Below are 20410 nucleotides of genomic sequence, written 5' to 3'. Positions count from 1 at the left end.
CCGCAGTCGCCGGTGTCGCCCTGCTGCTGTGGACCCAGCTCGCCCACGGCAAGGACTGGACGTGGGCCGCGTTCGCGCTCGGCGTGCTCGGCGTCGCGGCGGGTGTCTCCGGCATCGTCCGGCACCGCGACGGCATCGCCTTCCTCGGCACCTCCATCGCCTTCCTCGCGACGACCGCGTTGCTCTTCGGCTCGCTGTACCCGGACCTCATGCCGAGCTCCATCGACGATTCCCTCGCGCTCACCATCTACACCGGCGCGTCGGGTGAGTACACGCTCAAGGTGCTCACGTGGGTCGCGGCGTTCATCACCCCTGTCGTCATCCTGTACCAGGGCTGGACCTACTGGGTCTTCAGCAAGCGCATCTCCGCCGACCCCGTGGAGCTCGCCGAGGCCGCGTAGCGCAGGGCGAAGAGACAGCAACCGAAGTGTCGTCAGAAGCAGACTCGCCGGTGGACCGGTCGCCGGACGCATTGACGCCGGACGCCGGGTCGCCGGAAGGTGTGTCGCCTGGGATGCCGACGCCCGCGAGGCCCTCGCGCGCGCCCGTCGACCCGCGCCTGCTGAGGTTGTCGCGGCCCGCGCGCCGCTGGATCGCCCTGGCGGCCGCGCTCGCCGTCGCGCGCACGATCGCGGTCGTCGCGTTCGGTCTCGCGGTGGGGCAGATCGCCTCGCGCGCCATTGAGTCCGGCGTCGCCACGCCACCGGCGTGGGTCTTCGTCCTCGCGCTCGGCCTCCCGGCGCTGGCGCAGCTCGCCGTCGCCTGGGCCGAGCGGCGCAGCGCCCATCTCGCGGCGGCGGGGATCATCGCCGACCTCCGTGCTCAGGCGGTCGCCGAGCTGTCCCGGCAGGACGTGCGCACGCGCACCGCCAACGCCGCGCGCTGGCGGACGGCGCTCGGCGATGGCCTCGACGGCATCGCGCCGTACCTCGGCTCGTTCCTCCCGGTCCTCGCCTCGACGTGCATCGCGATCCCCACGGTCCTCGTGGTGCTCGGCTTCCTCGACCCCACGTCGGCGCTCATCGCCACGTTCACGCTGCCGCTCATCCCCATCTTCATGGTGCTCATCGGGAAGCTCACCGAGGGGCGCACGGAGAAGCGGCTCCGCGGGCTCCACGTGCTCACCGGGCAGATGCTCGACCTCGTCGAGGGCCTGCCCACCCTGCGCGCGTTCCGCCGGGCGCGCACGCCCGTCCGCGAGCTCGAGCGTCTCGGCGAATCGCACCGCTCCTCGACGATGCGCGTGCTGCGCATCGCGTTCCTCTCCGGCACCGTGCTCGAGTTCTTCGCCACGCTCTCGGTGGCGCTAGTCGCCGTGGGCATCGGCCTGCGCCTCGTTGGTGGTGAGATGAGCCTTTCCGCCGGGCTCTGCGTGCTCATCATCGTCCCCGAGGTCTATGTGCCGCTCCGCGCGCTCGGCACCGCGTACCACTCGGCCCAGGAAGGCGTCGAGGGCGCGGCTGCAGTGCTCTCTCTGCTCGACGAGCCCAGCCCCGTCCCGGCCGACCGGTCCGCCGCCGCTCCGTACGCGCTCGAGTTCTCGGGGCTTTCCGTCGCCGGCCGCGACGGCGCCGCGCCTGCGGGCCTCACCGCCCGCTTCGAGCCCGGGGAGCTCGGCGTCCTCACCGGGCCCAACGGCGCGGGGAAGAGCTCCGCGCTCCTCGCCGCGCTCGGCCTTCTCCACGACGGAGTGACGGGGACCGCCTGCTTCTCCGGCGCCGACCGAACCATCCTGAGCGGAGAGCCCCTGTACGCCGCCGTCGCCTGGCTGCCCCAATCGCCAGAGGCCGGCGACACGATCGCCCCGACCGACGCACTCTCCACCGGCCGCCGCCGACTCGCCGCCCTCGACTCGGAGCTGCGGAGGGAGCGCCCGATCCTCCTGCTCGACGAGCCCACCGCGCACCTCGACGACGCCCACGCCGATGCCGTGATCGCCCGGCTCCGCGGTTCCGCGGCCGCCGCGCGGCTCGTCGTCGCCGCGAGCCACGACGAACGGCTGCTCGCCGCGGCCGACCGGGTCGTCCGCGTGGCCGGAACGGCCGGAGAGGCCGGAGAGGCCGGAGAGGCCGGAGAGGCCGGAACAAGCGGCACCTCAAGCGCGGAGGCCCGCCATGAATAAGCCGGACGCGACGAGGAACGGGCCGGCCGGCGGCACGCGCGCGGAGCTGCGAGACTTGTCCCGGATCACCGGCGTGCGCGCCCGCAACCTCGTGCTCCCCGTCGCCGCCGGGGTGCTCACGCTCCTCGCCTCACTCACGCTCACGGTGGTCTCCGCGTGGCTCATCACCCGCGCGTGGGAGCAGCCACCGGTCCTCGAACTCACCCTCGCTGTGACGGCGGTCCGCGCACTCGGCATCTCCCGCGCGGCATTCCGGTACCTGGATCGGGTGCTCGGCCACTCCATCGCGCTCCGGGCGGTCGCGAAAGCGCGGGTCCGCATGTATTCCGGGCTCGCCGCGCTTCCCGCCGGCCGCCTCGCGGCGCTCGACCGCGGAACGCTTCTCGCGCGCGCGGGCTCCGACGTCGACGAGTTCGGCGACGCCGTCGTCCGGGTGTTCATCCCCGCCGGCGTCGCCGGCGTGACCTCCGCGCTCGCCGTCGCCTTCCTCGCACTCCTCTCGCTTCCCGCGGCCGGGCTCCTCGCGGCCGGGCTCCTCGTCTCCGGGGTCGCGGCACCGTGGCTCACCTCCCGCTCGGCCCACAGGGTCGAGGACGAGCGCGCACTCGCGGGGGACCGCTGGTCCGCCGCGATCGACAGGGTGCTCGCCGACCGCGGCGAGCTCCGCTTCCGCGGGGAGAGCGCGGACGCCAACCGCGAAGCGTCCGCCGCCGCTCAGGGCCTTGCCCGCGCCGACGGGCTCGGCGCCTCGGGAGCGGCCGCCGGCGCCGCCGCTTCTGTCGCCGGGCGAGTGCTCTCGGCGCTACTCATCGCGGCGATCGCCGTCGCAGGCGCCGGGGACCACTCGGCGCAGTGGGTGGGTGTCCTCGTGCTGCTCCCGCTCGCCGCATTCGAGGCGACCGACGCTCTCCCCGCCGCCGCCACAACGTGGGCCAGGGCTCGCGGCTCCATTGCCCGGATCCGGGAGCTGGGCTCGGCGCGGGGGAACGCGGCCTCCGCCGTCATAGGTGGGGACAAGAGCCCGAGCCCGGCGGGCGGCGAGGCGAATAGCGGAGCCGGGAGCGGGACCAGATCGCGCGGGGCCGGAGAGCTCGTGCTCGACGGGCTCACGTGGGGATGGCCCGAGACCGGCCCGCTCGGCACGCGCTCGGAGACGATCCCCGCCGGCGCGCGACGCACGATCGTCGCGCCGAACGGCTCGGGGAAGACGACGCTGCTGCTCACCATCGCGGGGCTGCTCCCACCGCTGACGGGCCGGGTGCTCGTCGACGGCGAGGAGATCTCGTCCGCCGGGCGCAATGACGGACCGTCTCCGCTGGTGCTGCTCACCACCGAGGACGCCCATGTCTTCGCCACGACCGTGCGGGACAACCTCGCTCTCGGCGCGCCCGCCGCCCGCGACTCGGCGATGGCCGAGGTGCTCCACGCCGTGGGCCTCGGTCCGTGGCTCGACGGGCTGCCGAAGGGGTTATCCGAGGTCCTCACCGGCGGCGCGGCGGCTCTCTCCGGCGGTCAGCGGCGCCGCCTCCTACTCGCGCGGGCCCTGCTCAGCGACGCCCCCGTGCTCCTTCTCGACGAGCCCACGGAGAACCTCGACCGCGAGGGGCGCAGCGAAATCCTCGAGCTCCTCGAACGTGCGACACTTCCCGGGGCGCGGCCGGACCGCACCATCGTCATGGTGCGCCACGACCCCGAGGCGTGGCGGTCCGAGAGGGAGAGCGCGCGGCACGGGCAGCGGTAGTGCAGCAGGGCGAACCAAACATGAGAACTTCTTCGATATTGCTGGTAGGGCGGATTTTCTGAGGCCTTCCTCACTTTCGCGCCGAGGGCGGGCGCGGACTAGGGTTGCCCCGTGTAAGGAGTTGCCGAGCTGCGCCCGCCCGCCGTGCGCGGTCCGCCCGGCAGCCCACGTGAACCGACCAGGAGTGGAACCTTCGTATGGGTCATTACAAGAGCAACGTCCGCGATCTCGAGTTCAACCTCTTCGAGGTGCTGGGCATCAACGAGTCCCTCGACGCCGGCGAGTTCGGCGACATGGACACCGACACCGCCAAGGCGATCCTCTCGGAGATCGCCTCGCTCGCCGAGGGCCCCATCGCGGAGTCGTTCGCCGACGCCGACCGCAATCCGCCGGTCTTCGACCCGAACGAGCACACGGTATCGATCCCGGAGTCGTTCAAGAAGTCGCAGGCCACCTACATGGACAGTGGTTTCTGGTCCATGGGCCTCGCCGACGAGCTCGGAGGCACCCCGTGTCCCAGCGCCCTCGGTTGGGCCCGCGGGGAGCTGATCCTCGGCGCCAACCCCGCGGTGTTCATGTACGGAGCGGGGCCTGCCTTCGCCCACGTCGCGTTCAAGAACTCGACCGACGACGAACAGCGCAAGCGCGCCGAGATCGCCGTCGAGCGCGGCTGGGGCGCCACCATGGTGCTCACCGAGCCGGACGCCGGCTCCGACGTGGGCGCCGGCCGTACCAAGGCCGTCCAGCAGGACGACGGTTCGTGGCACATCGAGGGCGTCAAGCGGTTCATCACCTCCGGTGACTCCGACGACATGTTCGAGAACATCTTCCACCTCGTTCTCGCACGCCCTGAGGGCGCCGGGCCCGGCACCAAGGGCCTCTCGCTGTTCTTCGTGCCGAAGTTCCACTTCGACCTCGAGACCGGCGAGCTCGGCGACCGCAACGGCGTCTTCGTCACCAACGTCGAGCACAAGATGGGCCTCAAGGTCTCCGCTACCTGCGAGGTCACCTTCGGCGGGCACGACGTCCCGGCCAAGGGCTGGCTCATCGGCGATTCGCTCAACATGGGCATCCGCCAGATGTTCGACGTCATCGAGCACGCCCGCATGATGGTCGGCACGAAGGCCATCTCGACGCTGTCGACCGGCTACCTCAACGCTCTCGAGTACGCCAAGGAGCGCGTCCAGGGCGGCGACCTCACGCGGATGACCGACAAGACGGCCCCGCGCGTGACCATCACGCACCACCCGGACGTGCGCCGCGCGCTCATGCGCCAGAAGGCCTTCGCCGAGGGCCTGCGCTCGGTGTACATGTACACCGCCGCGCACCAGGACGTGAGCGTCGCCAAGCGCGTCTCGGGCGCCGACGAGGACCTCGCCTTCCGGGTCAACGACCTGCTCCTCCCGATCGTCAAGGGCGTCGGCTCCGAGCGCGCCTACGAGGTGCTCACCGAGTCCCTCCAGACCTTTGGCGGCTCCGGATTCCTCCAGGACTACCCGCTCGAGCAGTACATCCGCGACGCGAAGATCGACTCGCTTTACGAGGGCACCACGGCCATCCAGGCGCAGGACTTCTTCTTCCGCAAGATCGCCCGCGACCAGGGCAAGGCGCTCGGCCACATCTCGGCCGAGATCAAGAAGTTCCTCGAGAACGACAAGGTCGGCGGCAAGCTCGAGCGCGAGCGCACGATCCTCGCCGAGTCCGTCGAGGCGTTCGAGGCCATCGTCGGCAAGGCCATCGAGTACTCGATGGGCGCCGCGGAGGAGCCGAAGAACCTCTACAAGGTGGGCCTCGTCTCCGTGCGCCTGCTCATGGCGTTCGGCGACCTGATGATGGCGTGGCGCCTCCTCGTGGGCGCCGAGGTCGCGCTCGGCGCCCTCGACTCGGCCACCGGCAATGACAAGGCCTTCTACACCGGCAAGGTCGAGGCCGCGAAGTGGTTCGCGCGCAACGAGCTCCCCGCGATCCAGCAGACCCGCTCGATCGTCGACTCCATCGATCTCGACATCATGGAAATGGACGAGGCCGCGTTCTAGTTACCGGGAGTCCGTCGGACTCCACTGGTAGCACGCATGAAAACCGCCCCGCGGACCGGATCCGGTCCGCGGGGCGGTTGCCATTTCGGCTGAGTCTATCGCCCGCCGTTGAGCAAGTCCTGGATCTCCTTGGGGAGTTCCGGGAGCACCGGGGCGGGCCCCGGTCCGGGAGCGGACGGCGAGGGCGAGGGCTCGCTCGTGCCCGAGGCGCCGCCGCGGTCGCCGTTGTTCTCGCGCGGAGGGGCGGCGCAGACGATCGCGTCGACCGGGGGGTATGTGCTCCGGAAATCGTCGCGGGATACCTCGCGCGTGCTTTGTTTGACGATGCGCGTGACCTGCGCGGTGTACCCGTCCTTGCCCGGGCTCGGGCGGCAGCCCTCGGTGGTTTCGGTCTTGGTGCCCGCCCGGACGACGTTCGTCCGCGGCTGCTCCTGCGATTCGACCTCGTACTGGGCCGTACCCCATAGCCGGACGGTGACGCTGTTGCCCGAGGTGAACGCCTCGATCACGACACCGGAATCCTGCTGGTCGTGGAACGCCACCGAGGACGCGGCCGAGGCGTCGCGAGCCGTGGGGAAATCCGTCGATTCGACACCGCGCGGCGTCCGCTGCAGCCCTGACATCCCGGCCTCGTAGGCGGCGTTGAAGAACGCGGTCGCCACGGCGTCCGCGCCCTCGCTCCCCGACACGGGGGAGGTGAGCGCCGTCAGGTCGGCGGAGGTGCCGGATTTGACGAGATGGCCATTGATATCCGCGAGCATCCGCTGCGCGGCGGCCCCCGGCGGAACGTTGATCGTCGACTCGCCGACCTTCTCGCGGATGCCGGCCTTGTTCGCCTCGTCCGTGGTGAGCGCCGGCGGCTGCGATTCGTAGCTCACCGGAACCGTCCGCGGACCACGGTCCTGCAGGCCCGACTGGACCTTGCCGAGCAGCGGGCCCCACTGGATCGTCCGGCCCATCACGGCCGGCTCGACGGTCACGGTGTTGCCGGAGAACGTAAAGCCCGCGTCGCGCCCCTCGGCCTGCGTGGTCTCGAGCAGCGGGGTGAGGATCCCCTTCGCCGCTTCGGCGTTGTAGATCGGCTCGATCTTGTCCCCGTGCTGCTCGAAGGACAGGTATTCGCCGATCCGGTCAAGGGGGAATTGCACGTTCACGGCGGCGGGATCGTCGGCGGGGACCATGTTGACCTTCGTGGTCTTCGGCTTCTCGGCCCCGTCCCCGGCGCTCGGCGAGGCGGTGAGCTCGACGTCCTTCTTCGGCGGCTCGGCTCCGTCCTCGAGGAGGTGCGAGCCGACGATGTCGAGTGGTGCGCTCACCGCGGGCTCGGCGATCTTCTGCACCACCTCGTTGACCTGATCCGCCTTGGTCTGCGTAGGCGAGAAGTCGACGGCGAGGTCGACGCCACCCTCGTCGAGCCAGTGCTCGAGCACGGCCTGGCGCGAGTCCTCGACCCGCAGGCTCTGCCCGTCGCGCGGCATGACGGACTTGACGTCTGCCTTGTCGAACCACACCGCGCCCTCCCGCGGCTCGAGGTTCGCCTGCCGCCCGAGCGATTCGAGGTATGTGGTGAGCCGCTGGTCGGCGATGTGGCTCTCGATGCCTACCTCGTTGGAACGGAACAGGGAGATGAAGCGGGTGAACGGATTGAGCGGCTGCTCGCCGGCCCGGTCGAGGGTGCCCTTCCAGTCGACGCTCAGCCCGACCTTCTGCGGATCGAGCGAGGTAGAGACCGCCCCGGCGCGCAGCGCGACGGGATCGGTGAGTCGCGGACCGAGGGAATCGACGAGCTTCGACTCGGCGTCTCCGTAGCTCATCGAGCCGACCGAGACCCCGGCGATCTCCGTGCCGCGCGGGACCTTCCCGATCGACGTGGCGATGTCCACCCCGTATATGACGGCGAGGAACATGAACACTCCGACGCCGATATACGCCGCCCTGCGGCGGTCGAGCCATGACGGCAGGCGGTCCTTCGCCCGGCCGAGGCGGCCGGAACGCGGCGCACGGGTGGCGCCGGGGGCTGCATCGGGGTCGCCGTACTCCAGCGAATCGGCGCGCTGCCCCGGATCGCCGTAGAGGCCGGGCTGGGCGCCGGGCTGCGAGGGATTCGGGGCGCCGGGTTGTCCGGGCTGACCCGGCTGGCCGGGCTGCGCCGACTGGCCCTTGTCCCCGTGGGCCGGCCCCGCGGATCCGGTTGCGGCCGCGCCCGCCCCGAACGCTGCGGCCACTCCGGCCGCGCCGGCACCGGCAGCGACGCCCGCGGCGTGCTGTCCTCCCCCGTGCCCGGCGGTGCCGGGCGCTCCGGACTCGGACCACGCGCGGTAGTCGCCGTAATCGGCTGCGGGTTCCTCGCGGCCGTGGCGGGAGGTGGGACGTGCGCCGTCAGAAGCGTTGGAGACCTTCGCGTGGCGGCCCGTGCTCTCCCCGATACCTTCTGCGGCGGAGGCGCCCCCCGCGCCCCCTGCCGGCGCTCCGCCGACACCGAAGTGTCCCGGCAGCCCCCACGCGGGCCGGAACTGCCCGGGCTGTGGCTCGCGGCCATTGACCACGTTCCGTACCTCCGTCTCGAAATCCCCCCTACGAACCGGTCCCTTGCGAGTCCGGTTCGTGGGCGCCGCCAACGGCGGCGACTGTGCTGCGTACGCAGCACGACGTGTGCGCAATTCTACTGTGGTTCCCCTGACGTCCCGGGACGCCGCTGGAGATACTCAGGGAAATTCTGTCACATAAGTAACATTAGCCACACTAGCAACGCGGCGCGCCTTGCTGGGGATTTCGCGCGCGGAGCCCGTGGAGGGTGTGGCCCGTGGCGAGCACTGCGCGGGACCCGTGGCGGGCGTCAGTGCGACACAAAAAAGGGGTCCTCCCCGGCACACGGCCGGGAAGGGCCCCTGAAGATCGGCGCGAACGCGCCTTCGAGCTAGCGCTCGACGATCGCGGTGACGCCCTGGCCACCCGCGGCACAGATGGAGACGAGGGCGCGGCCGCCGCCGTTCTCCTCGAGCTGCTTCGCGATCGAGGCGAGGATGCGTCCGCCGGTAGCGGCGAACGGGTGCCCCGCGGCGAGCGACGAACCGTTGACGTTGAGCTTCGAGCGGTCGATCGAGCCGAGCGGCTTGTCGAGGCCGAGACGGTGCTTGCAGTACTCGGGGGACTCCCACGCGGCGAGAGTCGCGAGCACCTGCGAGGCGAAGGCCTCGTGGATCTCGTAGTAGTCGAAGTCCTGGAGCGTGAGGCCGTTGCGCTCGAGCAGGCGCGGAACCGCGTAGGTCGGGGACATGAGGAGGCCGTCCGGGGTGAGCCCGTCGTGGCCGTGGATGAAGTCGACGGAGGCCGTCTCGGAGTCCACCAGGTACGCGCGGACGGGGAGGTTGTTCTCCTTCGCCCACTCCTCGCTGCCGAGGAGGACCATCGAGGCACCGTCGGTGAGCGGGGTGGAGTTGCCGGCGGTCATCGTCGCCTCGGTGCCGTGGGCCGCCGCGTCCTTGACGCCGAAGACCGGCTTGAGCTTAGCGAGCTTCTCCGCGCTGGAGTCCGGACGGAGGTTGTCGTCGCGGCGGACGCCGAGGTACGGGGTCACGAGATCGTCGAAGAAGCCGCGATCGTAGGCGGCGGCGAGCTTCTGGTGCGAGGTGGCGGCGAGCTCGTCCTGGGCCTCGCGCGTGACGCCCATCTCGCGGGCGGTGATAGCGGCGTGCTCACCCATCGAGAGGCCGGTGCGCGGCTCGGAGTTGCGCGGCTGCTCGGGGACGAGGCCCGAGGCGCGGATCTCGCCGAGGAGCTTGAGGCGGTCGAGCGTGGTCTTCGCGGCCGAGACCTTGATGAGGGTCTTGCGGAGGTCGTCTCCGACGGCGAGCGGCGCATCGGAGGTGGTGTCGGAGCCGCCGGCGAGGCCGCTCTCGATGCGACCCATGGCGATGGCGTCGGCCACCTGGACCGCAGCGGAGAGGCCGGTGCCGCACGCGTGCTGCAGGTCGAACGCGGGGGTGCTCGGCGCGAGAACCGAACCGATGACCGACTCGCGGGTGAGATTGAAGTCGCGGGCGTGCTTGAGCACTGCGCCGGCGACGACGAGCCCGAGCTCTTTACCCTGGAGGTTGTAGCGGGACGCGAGGCCGTTGATCGTGGCCGTCAGCATGTCCTGGTTCGAGGCGTCGGCGTACTTGCCGTTCGAACGCGCGAAGGGGATGCGGTTGCCACCGATGATGGCGACCTTACGAGGCGCGGTGTTGGCCATGTTCTCTTTCTCCAATGGAATCGCGAGGAATGCGTTCTCGAGCTTGAACTAGATTCACGCCCCTCACGGCGGAGTTCCCCGCCCCGGCGCGGCCGGCGGCCGCGGGGCAGAGGTAGCCGAAAGAAGCATCTGACGATATTGTTACTCACGAGTAAGGTTCTTGTCGACCTCGCCGTGCGAGACCACGGAAGCCGTGGAAGTCACCGGTTGTCGCACGGGCAACACCACCGGGGCCGGCGAAGAACACACATCGACCATCTAAGGACTGATCACCTCATGGCTCAGGGCAACAACGACCTGTACTCCCAGCTCGTCCATTCTGCTCCCGGCGCGTTTATCGCCGGCCGCGTCGGCCTCCCCCAGCCGGAGCCGCTGCGCCGCTTCGAGAAGGGCCAGCCGGCACTTCCGGGCCCCGTGCTCGTCGGCGGCGAGGGCCGCCTCGCCGAGCCCGTCCGCGAGATGCTCTCGGGCGACTACGAGATCGCCGAGGCAGGCTTCGACGGCAAGTTCGGCGCCCTGGTGTTCGATGCCTCCGGCGCCCGCAAGCCCGAGGACCTCCACGAGATGTTCGCCTTTTTCCAGCCGCTGATCCGCAAGGCCGCCCCCTCGGGCCGCGTTCTCGTCCTCGGCACCACGCCGGACGAGACCTCCTCTGTCGAGGAGCGAATCTCGCAGCGCGCCCTCGAGGGCTTCACCCGCTCGCTCGGCAAGGAGATGCGCCGCGGCGCCACCGTCTCCCTCGTCTACGTCTCCGCAGACGCGGATGCCGGTCTCTCCGGCGCCGAGTCCACCATCCGCTTCGTCCTCTCCGGCAAGTCGGCATACGTCGACGCGCAGGTCTTCCGGGTCGACGGCAACAAGGCCTCCGCCCCCGCCGACTGGGACACCCCGCTCGAGGGCAAGGTCGCCGTCGTCACCGGCGCCGCCCGCGGCATCGGCGCCACCATCGCTGAGGTCCTCGCGCGCGATGGCGCGCACGTCATCTGCTGCGACATCCCCGCAGCCGGCGAGGGCCTGTCGGAGACCGCGAACAAGGTCGGCGGCACCTCGCTGCCCATCGACGTCACCTCGCCGGAGGCCGCCGAGGTCATCGCGAAGCACGTCACCGAGCGCCACGGCGGCAAGCTCGACATCATCGTCCACAACGCTGGCATCACCCGCGACAAGACGCTCGCGAACATGGACGATGCCCGCTGGGACTCGGTCTTCGCCGTCAACCTTATCGCCCCCGAGCGAATCACCGCCGAGCTCGCCGAGAAGGGCATCCTCGGCGAGGGCTCGCGCGTCATCGGCGTCTCCTCGATGGCCGGCATCGCGGGCAACCGCGGCCAGACGAACTACGCGGCCACCAAGGCCGGCGTCATCGGCTTCGTCGACGGGGCCTCGGAGCAGCTCGCCTCCAAGAACATCACGGTCAACGCCGTCGCCCCCGGCTTTATCGAAACGCAGATGACCGCCGCGATCCCCTTCGCCACCCGCGAGGTCGGCCGCCGCCTCAACTCGCTGCAGCAGGGCGGCCAGACGATCGACGTCGCCGAGACGATCGCCTACTTCGCCAACCCGGCCTCCGCCGCCGTCACGGGCAACGTGATCCGCGTCTGCGGCCAGTCCCTGCTCGGAGCCTGATCCGTATGAGCACTCCCGATACCAACACCGAGATCGCCTTCGAGAAGCTCCCCGAGGTCCCGAACCTGCTCAGCATGTATGGGAAGGCCGCGGTGGACCAGGTGCCGGTCGTCGGCACCAATCGCAAGGCCGATTCGATGCCCACCACGGGTTACGAGGTCTCCGGGGTCTCGGTCTCCGCGAAGGAGCTCGCCGAGTACACGCGGGTCACCGGCCTGCGCCTCGACGGCCACCTGCCGCTCACCTATCCCTTTATCCTCACGTTCCCCGTGGCGATGAAGCTGATGACGAGCAAGTCGTTCCCCTTCCCCGCGATGGGCGCGGTGCACCTGCGCAACGAGATCACCTCGAATCGCGAGCTCGTCGTGGGCGAGGAGCTCTTCCTCCGCGTGTGGGCCGAGAACCTCCGCGAGCACCCGAGCGGACTGCTCGTCGACGTGGTCTCGGAGGTCTACACCGAGGGCGAGCCCGATCCGGCGTGGCGCCAGGTCTCCTCGTTCCTCAACAAGCGGCGCACGTCGCTGACCCCGCCGAAGGACGCCCCGCGCCCGCCGAAGCCGGAAGATCCCACGGCGGCGGAGATCGGCGATCCGACCACCGTGCTCTCGGTGGATTCGGCGAAGATCTCCACCTATGCCGAGGTCTCGGGCGACCGCAACCCGATCCACGTCTCCTCCGTCGGCGCCAAGGCGTTCGGGTTCCCGAACACCATCGCCCACGGCATGTGGACCGCTGCGGCGCTCCTCGCCTCGGTCGAGGGGCGCATCCCGGAGCGTTCGCGCTACACGGTGCAGTTCGGCAAGCCCGTCGTGCTCCCCGCCAAGGTCGCGGTGTACGCCCGCGAATCGATCGAGGAGCAGGTCATCGACGGAGTCGAGCCGAGCGTGGCCGGGTGGACGATCACCGCCCGCAAGCCGCGCAAGCTCGGCCATGTCTTCGCGACGGCCACCATCGAGGAGCTCTAGGCACCACGGTGCCGGTCCGACATGGTCGACGCTTGTCGGCCCTGGTCGACGCTTGTCGGCGACACGAGAGCCGCGTCCCCTTCCCATCGCGGGAAGGGGACGCGGCTCTCTTTCTGTAGAGGGCGCGGGATCCGCCTGTGACGGCGTACTACGCGAACAGCCCGTCTCCGAGGAATCCGCCTTTCTCCGCCTGGTTGTCCTCGACTCCGGGAGGCAGCGCGAACACCGCGGATCCGGTCGGCGTGGTCCAGGTGTTGAGCAGGTCGGCCTCCGCGAGTCGCCGCTGGACCGGGAGGAACTGGCGCTCGATATCCGCCGCGTACGCAGCGAAGAGGAGTCCGGCTTCGGGATCGGCACGTCCGGCGTCAGAGATGAAGTTGTACGGACGCCGGAGGAACAACTCCTTGGGTGACCGGGCGTGGGCGCGCGCGACGTGGGACTGCGGCGGGATGACCTCGAGGCCCGCGCGGTCCTTTTTCTGCAGGTCGATGGGGTCCGTCTCGTCGGTGCCCGTGAGCGGGGCGCCCGTGCTCTGGCGGCGGCCGAGCGAGAGATCGCGCTGCACGGGGTCGACCTCCTCCCACGTGTCGAGGTGCATGACGATCCTGCGGAGCACGAGCGCGCTGCCGCCGCGCATCCACTCCTGCCCCTCGTCCGGACCGCAGAAGACCGCGGGGCCCGAGGTGTCGGGCTGGACCGTGCCGTCGAGCTGGCCGAAGAGGTTCCGCTGGGTCTGCCCCTCGGTCTGCGCGCCCGCCGCGCGGCGAAAGCCCTGCTGCGCCCAGCGCGGCGCGACGAGTCTCCGCACGGTCGAGGCGAGCAGGCGGGAGGCGTTCGCCACGATCATCGGGTCGTCGGCGGCGATCTGCAGCAGGAGGTCCCCGCCCGAGAACGCCGGGTCCAGCCTGTCGATCCGGAAATCGGGGAGCTGGGAGAGCCAATTCGGCCGCTTCTCCGGCATTCCGATGAGGTCGAACAGGCGCGGCCCGAAGCCCACCGTGACGGTGAGCCGCGAGGGGTTCTCCGCCAGTTCTGGGTCCATGTCGGCGAGGCCGGGGTTACCCGCGGCGAGGCGCGGGGCGTCGTCGGACCACACCGACAGGACCCCGCGCAGCGCCGCGGCGAACTTCTTCGCCTCGGCCGGCGACACCTTCGGGCTCGCGGCGAAATCGCCGTCCGAGCCGCGGAGCCCGTGATTGGCCGGGGCGCCCGCCAGGTCGAAGGCGCGGAATAGCGCATGGGCCTGCGGGGGTGTGGCGATCCCGGCCTGGCGAGATCCGTGGAACGGGACGGTGGATTCGCCGACGGCGGCGGCGCTGGGTGTGGCGGCGCCGGCTGGGTTGCCGGCGGGTTTGCCGGCTGTGTTTCCGGCCTCGCCGGCGGCGCAGCCCGCGAGGCCCGCACCGCCGGCCGCCGCCCCCGCGGCCACGGCTGCCGTAGCCGCGGATGCGCCGAGGAAGCGGCGACGATCGGTGATCACCGGCCGCCGCGCGTCCTCCCCCGCATTCGCCGAATCCCGCCCGCGGCGATCAGTGACCATCGTGTGCGCCCGCGCCGCCGGAGTGGTCCATGCCCTCCATTCCGGGCATGTCGGACATGTCGCCCATGGCGCCCGCCGCGCCCATGTCGCTCTTGTCGCCGCTGCCGGTGCCGTCACCACCGGATGCGGCATCGTCGCTGCCAGCGCCTGCCTGGTAATTCTCCTTCGCGCCCTCGAACGCGCGGCCCGCGGCCTTCGCCGTGGCGGTGCTGCCGTCGGAGAAGTGGAGGGTCACCGTGACCTGCTGGCCGGGCGTGATCGGCTCCTTCATGTTCACGAGCATGATGTGATACCCGCCCGGATCGAGCGCGAGCCGGCCGTTCGCGGGCACCTTCACTCCTCCGTCGACCTTCTGCATGACGGCGGACCCCGCCTGCTGCACGACCTCGTGGAGCTCCGCCTTTGCGGGAACGTCGACGTCGACGGACTCGAGAGTGAGCTCGGAGTCGCTGGGGTTCTCCACCGTGCCGAAGATGGCGGTCATGTCCTCTTCGGTGGCCTTGACCCAGGCGCTGTCGAGGCTCGGCGCCGTGGCGCCCTTATCTGCAGCATCCGCCGTCGACGAGGACGAGGAAGACGAGGAGGACGAGGAACCGGCGGCTCCCGCGGCGCCGGAATCGTCCGAGGAACCGCAGGCGGCGAGGGCGAAGGCAGCAACCGTCAGGGGGAGCGCGGCGGCGACGCGCCTCCGTGCGCGGCGATTGCCGTGGTTGAGGCGACTGGGGTCGGCGCTGGTCCGGGAGGCATTCCGGGCAGCGTTGATCGAGGCGTTCATGTGACTTCCTTCTCAAGAGCGATCGATTCCGGACACGTCGCGTCGCGGGCGCGGAGGCATACGGCCACGGCGCGTTGGCGCGCGACCTGGGTCGATCGGAGGTGTCTGTAGCTGGAGCCCCGGGCTGCTCGGTGGGTGCGTGGGCACCCGCAGGCGCGCGGGGATTCGCCGGGACGGCTCGGAGGCGCTGCCGGCGGTTCGCCTATCCGGCGAGGGCGAGAAGGCGGGGTGGGGCCCGAGGACCGGCGCCGGCGATCGCGGCGCGGGGCGACAACACGGGCGCCCGGTTCGGGATCGGCGCGGCGAGGAGCGGAGCCGCGGGCGCGATGGCGGGCCGCAGGATCCGCTCGCACAGCGAGCGCAGCGCCCTGTCGGCGAGGGCACAGATAGCCAGGCACGCGAGTACGCCGAGGGCGTGCGCGGCGAGCATCGGGAGGATCATCGCGGCGTGAGAGCCGGCGGCGCCGTTGCTGAGGGCCGCGGCGTACCCCGAAAGACCGGGCGGCCCCGGGACGCCGTGGAGTCCGGAATGCCCCGGGTGCTCGGCGAGGAGTGCAGAGGTCGCGGCACCGGGAGTCGGGGCCGTGGCGGTCGCTGCCGGCGCCGCGAGTGCCCCCGCGATCGCCGAATCCGCGGAGAGGATCGTGTGGGCGAGGTACTGCCCGGCCAGCGCGGGCGCGAGGAGACCGAGGGCCCGCGGACCCGTCGCCATCGCTGCGGCCGCGAGGGCGCGGCGCGTCCAGCCTGCGCCTTCTGCGGCCTGCGCGGCGAACCCATGGATCCGATCCGCCGCGATCCCGGACAGGGCGCCGCCGAGGAGCACGAACGCCGTCAGGAGGAAAAGCGCGTTGAACGACGGGGCGTTCCGGAAGGCCTCGGGCGCCGCCGCGCCGTGCGCGAACGCACCCGCGAGCGCGGCGATCACCGCGAACGATGCGCCGAACAGCGCCGGAGCGACTGGCGCCCGGCGCGGCAGGCTGTCGGAGTGCGCGGCCTGGGCGACTCCGGGAGGGAACCTGAGCACGGTCTCATCCTAGGATTTTGACTAGCGTGGAGGGGAATCGGCGAAGGCCCGCGCCCTCCGCCGCCCGCCCCGCGCGACAGTTCCGTCGCGCGACCGCGCCGACCCCGAGGATCCCCATGGACCAGCCCGCCGCCGGACCGATCGCCGACGTCGCCACCCGAATCGACACCGCGGGAGGGCGATGGCTCGAGGCCGAGACCATCGTCTCCGTCCCCTCCGAGCGCGCGTTCCGCGAGATCGCGACCGGCAAGGGGATCTCCTCGTGGTTCTGCGCCGCAGCCGTCGAGCCCGAGGTCGGCGGCGCGCTGACCCTCTACCTCGATCCCGTCTCCGAACCGGGCACCGCCGCGGCCGAAGAGAGCGCCTCGCGCGGCGAGATCACCGAATACCGCGCGCCCTCGGCATTCGGCCCCGGCCGTTTCGCCTACGTCGAGCGCGACTGGATGGGCCCCGGCCTGCCCGTCGACCCGTGGATCACGGAGTTCGAGGTCTCGGAAGCCGCCGCGGGTTCCCCTGCCGGCGCCACCCGCATCTCCCTGCGCTCCGGGTTCGACAAGGACTCCCACCTCGCCGGCGAGTCCATCGCCCCCTCCATCGAGGGCTGGGCGCAGTCGCTCACCGCGCTCGCCCACCGACTCGATACCTTCCCCGACGGAGATGTCCGCATCGTCGCGGCCGCCGCCGAGCCGGCCGCCCGGTCTGTGACGGACCGCTGGGCCGCCGCGCTCTCGGCGCTCGGGATCTCGGCCTCGGCAGCCCCGGGCGATTCATTCTCCACCGCGGGCCGCGTCGGCCGCGTCGCCGGCACCGTGCTCCGCATCGCCGACGGCTCCGGCGTGTTCGCGCTCGCCGCGCCCCACACCGGAACGCTCTCGCTGCAGTGCTACCCGGCAGGCGAATCCGCCGAACAGGCCACGACCCACTCCGCCCTCGGCGCCCGCGTCGCCTCCCCCGACCTCGCAGCCGCAGAGGCCTGGGACGAGCAGCGCTGGTCGCGCTGGGTGGAGTCGCTGGGGTAGGGCTTCCGCCGTCATGGGCGAAAAGACGTGTTGCCGCCTGCGACCGCACCCGGAGTAGCCTCGCTGGGGCGAAAGACGGTGGACTCGTCAACTAGACGGCGGGCCCGCCGAGTACCTCGCACGGCGCGCAGACCGCGCGCACCACGCATTTTCAAGGGAGACTTCCAATGACACAGACCACGATCCTCCCCGGCGCCGACGACCTCGGCGCGCTCGACTCCGTCAAGGCAGTCGCGGCCGTCGCCGCGGACGCCCCGCTCGAGGCGGCCACCATCGCGCGCCGCGCAGTCGGCCCGCGCGACGTTCGCATCGCCATCGAATACTCCGGCATCTGCCACTCCGACATCCACACGGCCCGCAGCGAGTGGTCGCAGGCCACGTACCCGCAGGTCGTGGGCCACGAGATCGTCGGGCGGGTCGATGCCATCGGCTCCGAGGTCACGCGCTACGCCGTCGGCGACCGCGTCGGCGTCGGCTGCATGTCGAACTCGTGCCACGAATGCTCCGCCTGCGAGGCCGGCCAGGAGCAGGACTGCGAGAACGGCCCCGTGATGACCTACGGCAGCCCCGATTACGACGGCACCATCACGCAGGGCGGGTACAGCGCCGCGACTGTCATCGACGAGCGCATGGTCCTCCGCATCCCCGAGTCGCTGCCCGCCGACGCCGCCGCGCCGCTCCTTTGCGCCGGCGTCACGATGTTCTCGCCGCTGCGCCGGTGGAACGTCGGCCCCGACACGAAGGTCGCGATCATCGGCATGGGCGGGCTCGGCCACGTCGGTGTCAAGCTCGCGGCCGCGATGGGCGCCGAGGTCACCGTGCTCTCGCAGACCACGTCGAAGCGCGAGGATTCCCTGCGGTTCGGCGCGGCCGAGCACTACGCGACGTCTGGAGACGAGGGGAAGCAGAACCTCAAGGACCTGCGCGGCTCCTTCGACGTCATCCTCAACACCGTCTCCGCGAACCTGCCGATGGACAAGTACCTCGCATTGCTCCGCAACCGCGGTGTGTTCGTCGAGATCGGCCTGCCGATCGAGAAGCTCGACGTATCCGCGTTCTCGCTGGCCAACGGTCGCCGGGTGCTCACCGGCTCGATGATCGGCGGAATCCCCGAGACGCAGGAGGTGCTCGACTTCTGTGCAGAGCATGGCGTGACGCCGGAGATCGAGGTCATCTCGGCCTCCGAGGTGAATTCGGCGTACGACAGGGTGATGAAGTCCGACGTGCGCTACCGCTTCGTCATCGACGCCTCGACGTTCTGATCCACCGCCCGGGGCGCGCGTTCGCGCCCCGGGCGCTCCCCTAGTGCCCGAGCACCGCCTTGAGGAACGCCCGCGTCCTCTCCACCTGCGGATCGGTGAAGATCTGCTCGGGGGTCCCCTCCTCGATGATCTTCCCGCCGTCGAACACGAGCACCCGGTCGGCGACGTCGCGGGCGAAGCCCATCTCGTGGGTCACGATGAGCATCGTGATCGACGTCGTCTCGGCGATCGTCCGCAGCACCCCGAGAACGTCGGCGACGAGCTCCGGGTCGAGCGCGGACGTCACCTCGTCGAGCAGCAGGATGTCGGGATCCATCGCGAGCGCGCGGGCGATCGCGACCCGCTGCTGCTGCCCGCCGGACAGCTGCGTCGGGTGCGCATCGGCTTTGTCCTCCAGCCCCACCGTCGCCAGTAGCTCGCGGGCGCGCGCCTGCGCCTCGGCCTTCGATTGCCCGCGCACGTGGATCGGCGCCTCGGTGATGTTCTCGAGGACGGTCATGTTGGGAAACAGGTTGAACTGCTGGAACACCATGCCCACCCGCGAGCGCGCGGCACGGAGATGTTTCTGCGAGGCCTTGACCAGCTTCTCGCCCTTGTATTCGTGCGTCAGTGGCTTCCCCTCGAGCCAGATGACGCCGCCGTCCACGGGCTCGAGCGTCATGAGGAGCCGGAGGATCGTCGTTTTTCCGGAGCCGCTCGGGCCGATCAGAGCGACGCGCTCGCCGCGCCTCACCTCGAAGTCGAGCTCGTCGAGCACTACGTGCTTGCCGAAGCGCTTCTCGACGCCGGCGAAGCGCACGATCTCCTCGCCGCCGCGCCCGTCCGCCGCCGGCGCGCCCTCCTCCGGCGCCGCTTCCGTGGCGTTCTCTCCGCTAGTACGCAAGGGATTTCTCCAATTTCCGGACGAGGATGGATGTCGGGTAGCTGGCAAGGAGGAATATGACGCCGGCCAGCGTGATCGGCTCGAGGTACTGGAACGTGCGGGCACCGAATTGCTGTGCGGCCGTGACCATTTCCACCACCGTGATGACGAAGAGGAACGGCGTGTCCTTGAACATCGAGATCGCGTAGTTCCCCAGCGCGGGCACCGTGGCGCGGATGGCCTGCGGGAGTACGACGGCCCGCCAGGTGCGCGCGCCCGGGAGGGAGAGCGCGTGCGCCGCTTCCCACTGCCCCTTGGGCACGGCGCCGATGCCGGCGCGGTACACCTCGGCCATGTAGGTCGAGTAGTGGATACCGAGCACGACGATGCCGATCTGCAACGCGGAGAACTGCGGCAGCAGGAAGTACGCGAACAGCAGCTGCACGACGAGTGGGGTGAGGCGGATGAACTCGGCGATCCCGCGGACGGGGTACGAGATGATCCGCGGGGCGGAGCGGCGCACGATGGCGATCACAAGGCCGAGCACCGCGGCGATGCAGAAGCCCAGCACGGTGGCGAGCAGCGTGATCTTGAACCCGTCGAGTAACACCGGCAGGCACTCCCACGCCCGCTCCCAACTCCATTGGACGGTCATTTCGCGGCCTCCTCTCGCGCCGGGCGCCCGCCGGAAGCCGCGACCTCTACCTGTGTCCCGCCGCCCGCCGTTGCGCCGACCCCGGCGGAGCCCGCCTTTCCGAACGCCTCGGTGTCCGGCCGCAGGCGGAGGACCTCGCGCAGCGAGGGCCCCGCGCCGAGCCGCGCCTTCGCCCGCGCCTCAACGAGGTTCATCGCGAGGGTCAGCACGTAGGCGATGACGAAGTAGAGGATGAGCCCCACCCCGAAGGAGAACAGGGTGTCCCCCGTGCTCTTGCGCAGCTCGACGATCTCGTAGTTGAGGTCGTGCAGGAGGATGAAGGAGGCGAGCGCCGAGCCCTTGAGCAGCTGGATGAGCAGGTTCCCGAGCGGCGGGATCATCTGCGCCCACGCCTGCGGGAACGCGACGCGGCGCAGCCGCTGCCAGGCGGAGAAGTTGAGGGCGATCGCCGCCTCCCGCTGCGGAGCCGGCACAGCGGCGAGCGAACCCCGCACGACCTCGGCGCCGTACGAGCCGTAGTTGAGACCGAGCGCGAGGATCCCGCAGAAC

General features: G+C 70.8%; 16 protein-coding genes. 8 read left to right on the top strand and 8 right to left on the bottom strand.

Annotation, left to right across the window (positions count from 1 at the left end; genetic code table 11):
- The 4 genes from V7E05_RS08860 to V7E05_RS08845 form a co-directional block, all read left to right on the top strand.
- Positions 1 to 401, top strand: a 401-nt coding sequence (locus tag V7E05_RS08860) for a cytochrome d ubiquinol oxidase subunit II (protein WP_333619302.1), incomplete at its 5' end; no start/stop codon positions are given.
- 113 nt (positions 402 to 514) lie between these two features.
- Positions 515 to 2122: an ABC transporter ATP-binding protein/permease gene (locus V7E05_RS08855; protein WP_333619301.1), complete on the top strand. Its 1608-nt coding sequence runs from the start codon at positions 515 to 517 to the stop codon at positions 2120 to 2122.
- Positions 2115 to 3863 (top strand): thiol reductant ABC exporter subunit CydC, encoded by a 1749-nt coding sequence (gene cydC, locus V7E05_RS08850; protein WP_333619300.1) that lies wholly within the window; start codon positions 2115 to 2117, stop codon positions 3861 to 3863. The genes V7E05_RS08855 and cydC overlap by 8 nt, the downstream gene beginning before the upstream one ends.
- A 197-nt stretch (positions 3864 to 4060) precedes the next feature.
- Positions 4061 to 5899, top strand: a complete 1839-nt coding sequence (locus V7E05_RS08845; RefSeq protein ID WP_333619299.1) for an acyl-CoA dehydrogenase — start codon at positions 4061 to 4063, stop codon at positions 5897 to 5899.
- A 95-nt stretch (positions 5900 to 5994) separates the two neighbouring features.
- Here the strand turns inward: V7E05_RS08845 and V7E05_RS08840 are convergent, their stop codons facing one another.
- The gene (locus tag V7E05_RS08840) at positions 5995 to 8445 is read right to left on the bottom strand and encodes a VanW family protein (RefSeq protein WP_333619298.1); all 2451 of its coding nucleotides are present in this window, start codon (positions 8443 to 8445) and stop codon (positions 5995 to 5997) included.
- Between the two features lie 371 nt (positions 8446 to 8816).
- Entirely contained in the window at positions 8817 to 10133 is a 1317-nt protein-coding gene (locus V7E05_RS08835; RefSeq protein ID WP_333619297.1) for an acetyl-CoA C-acetyltransferase, read from the bottom strand.
- Positions 10134 to 10409: 276 nt separating this feature from the next.
- On the opposite strand from V7E05_RS08835, the gene V7E05_RS08830 reads away from it, so the two are divergent.
- A complete protein-coding gene (locus V7E05_RS08830) occupies positions 10410 to 11759 on the top strand; it encodes a 3-oxoacyl-ACP reductase (protein ID WP_333619296.1) in 1350 nt (449 codons plus the stop codon).
- 5 nt (positions 11760 to 11764) lie between these two features.
- On the top strand, positions 11765 to 12724 hold the full coding sequence (locus tag V7E05_RS08825) for a MaoC family dehydratase (RefSeq protein ID WP_333619295.1): 960 nt from the start codon (positions 11765 to 11767) through the stop codon (positions 12722 to 12724).
- Between the two features lie 148 nt (positions 12725 to 12872).
- On the opposite strand, the gene V7E05_RS08820 is transcribed toward V7E05_RS08825, so the two are convergent.
- The 3 genes from V7E05_RS08820 to V7E05_RS08810 all read right to left on the bottom strand — a co-directional run bounded on the left by V7E05_RS08820 (position 12873) and on the right by V7E05_RS08810 (position 16063).
- On the bottom strand, positions 12873 to 14264 hold the full coding sequence (locus V7E05_RS08820; RefSeq protein ID WP_333619294.1) for a Dyp-type peroxidase: 1392 nt from the start codon (positions 14262 to 14264) through the stop codon (positions 12873 to 12875).
- Positions 14254 to 15039 (bottom strand): copper chaperone PCu(A)C, encoded by a 786-nt coding sequence (locus tag V7E05_RS08815; protein WP_333619293.1) that lies wholly within the window; start codon positions 15037 to 15039, stop codon positions 14254 to 14256. The genes V7E05_RS08820 and V7E05_RS08815 overlap by 11 nt, the downstream gene beginning before the upstream one ends.
- A 202-nt stretch (positions 15040 to 15241) precedes the next feature.
- On the bottom strand, positions 15242 to 16063 hold the full coding sequence (locus tag V7E05_RS08810) for a hypothetical protein (RefSeq protein ID WP_333619292.1): 822 nt from the start codon (positions 16061 to 16063) through the stop codon (positions 15242 to 15244).
- Positions 16064 to 16179: 116 nt separating this feature from the next.
- Here V7E05_RS08810 and V7E05_RS08805 point away from each other — a divergent pair, with 116 nt between their 5' ends.
- Together V7E05_RS08805 and V7E05_RS08800 are read left to right on the top strand one after the other, a co-directional pair.
- Positions 16180 to 17082, top strand: a complete 903-nt coding sequence (locus V7E05_RS08805; RefSeq protein WP_333619291.1) for an SRPBCC family protein — start codon at positions 16180 to 16182, stop codon at positions 17080 to 17082.
- A 167-nt stretch (positions 17083 to 17249) separates the two neighbouring features.
- Positions 17250 to 18344 (top strand): NAD(P)-dependent alcohol dehydrogenase, encoded by a 1095-nt coding sequence (locus V7E05_RS08800; RefSeq protein WP_333619290.1) that lies wholly within the window; start codon positions 17250 to 17252, stop codon positions 18342 to 18344.
- 40 nt (positions 18345 to 18384) lie between these two features.
- Here the strand turns inward: V7E05_RS08800 and ehuA are convergent, their stop codons facing one another.
- From ehuA to V7E05_RS08785, 3 genes are all read right to left on the bottom strand, one after another.
- Positions 18385 to 19146: an ectoine/hydroxyectoine ABC transporter ATP-binding protein EhuA gene (gene ehuA, locus V7E05_RS08795; RefSeq protein WP_333619307.1), complete on the bottom strand. Its 762-nt coding sequence runs from the start codon at positions 19144 to 19146 to the stop codon at positions 18385 to 18387.
- A 70-nt stretch (positions 19147 to 19216) separates the two neighbouring features.
- Positions 19217 to 19861 (bottom strand): ectoine/hydroxyectoine ABC transporter permease subunit EhuD, encoded by a 645-nt coding sequence (gene ehuD, locus V7E05_RS08790; protein ID WP_333619289.1) that lies wholly within the window; start codon positions 19859 to 19861, stop codon positions 19217 to 19219.
- Positions 19858 to 20410, bottom strand: a 553-nt coding sequence (locus V7E05_RS08785) for an ABC transporter permease subunit (protein ID WP_333619288.1), incomplete at its 5' end; no start/stop codon positions are given. The genes ehuD and V7E05_RS08785, both read right to left, overlap by 4 nt.

It is taken from the genome of Dietzia sp. (assembly GCF_036741115.1).
Classification (GTDB): Bacteria; Actinomycetota; Actinomycetes; order Mycobacteriales; family Mycobacteriaceae; genus Dietzia.
The sequence above is the reverse complement of the archived record's forward strand: the minus strand, read 5'-3'. Positions and strand labels throughout refer to the sequence as shown.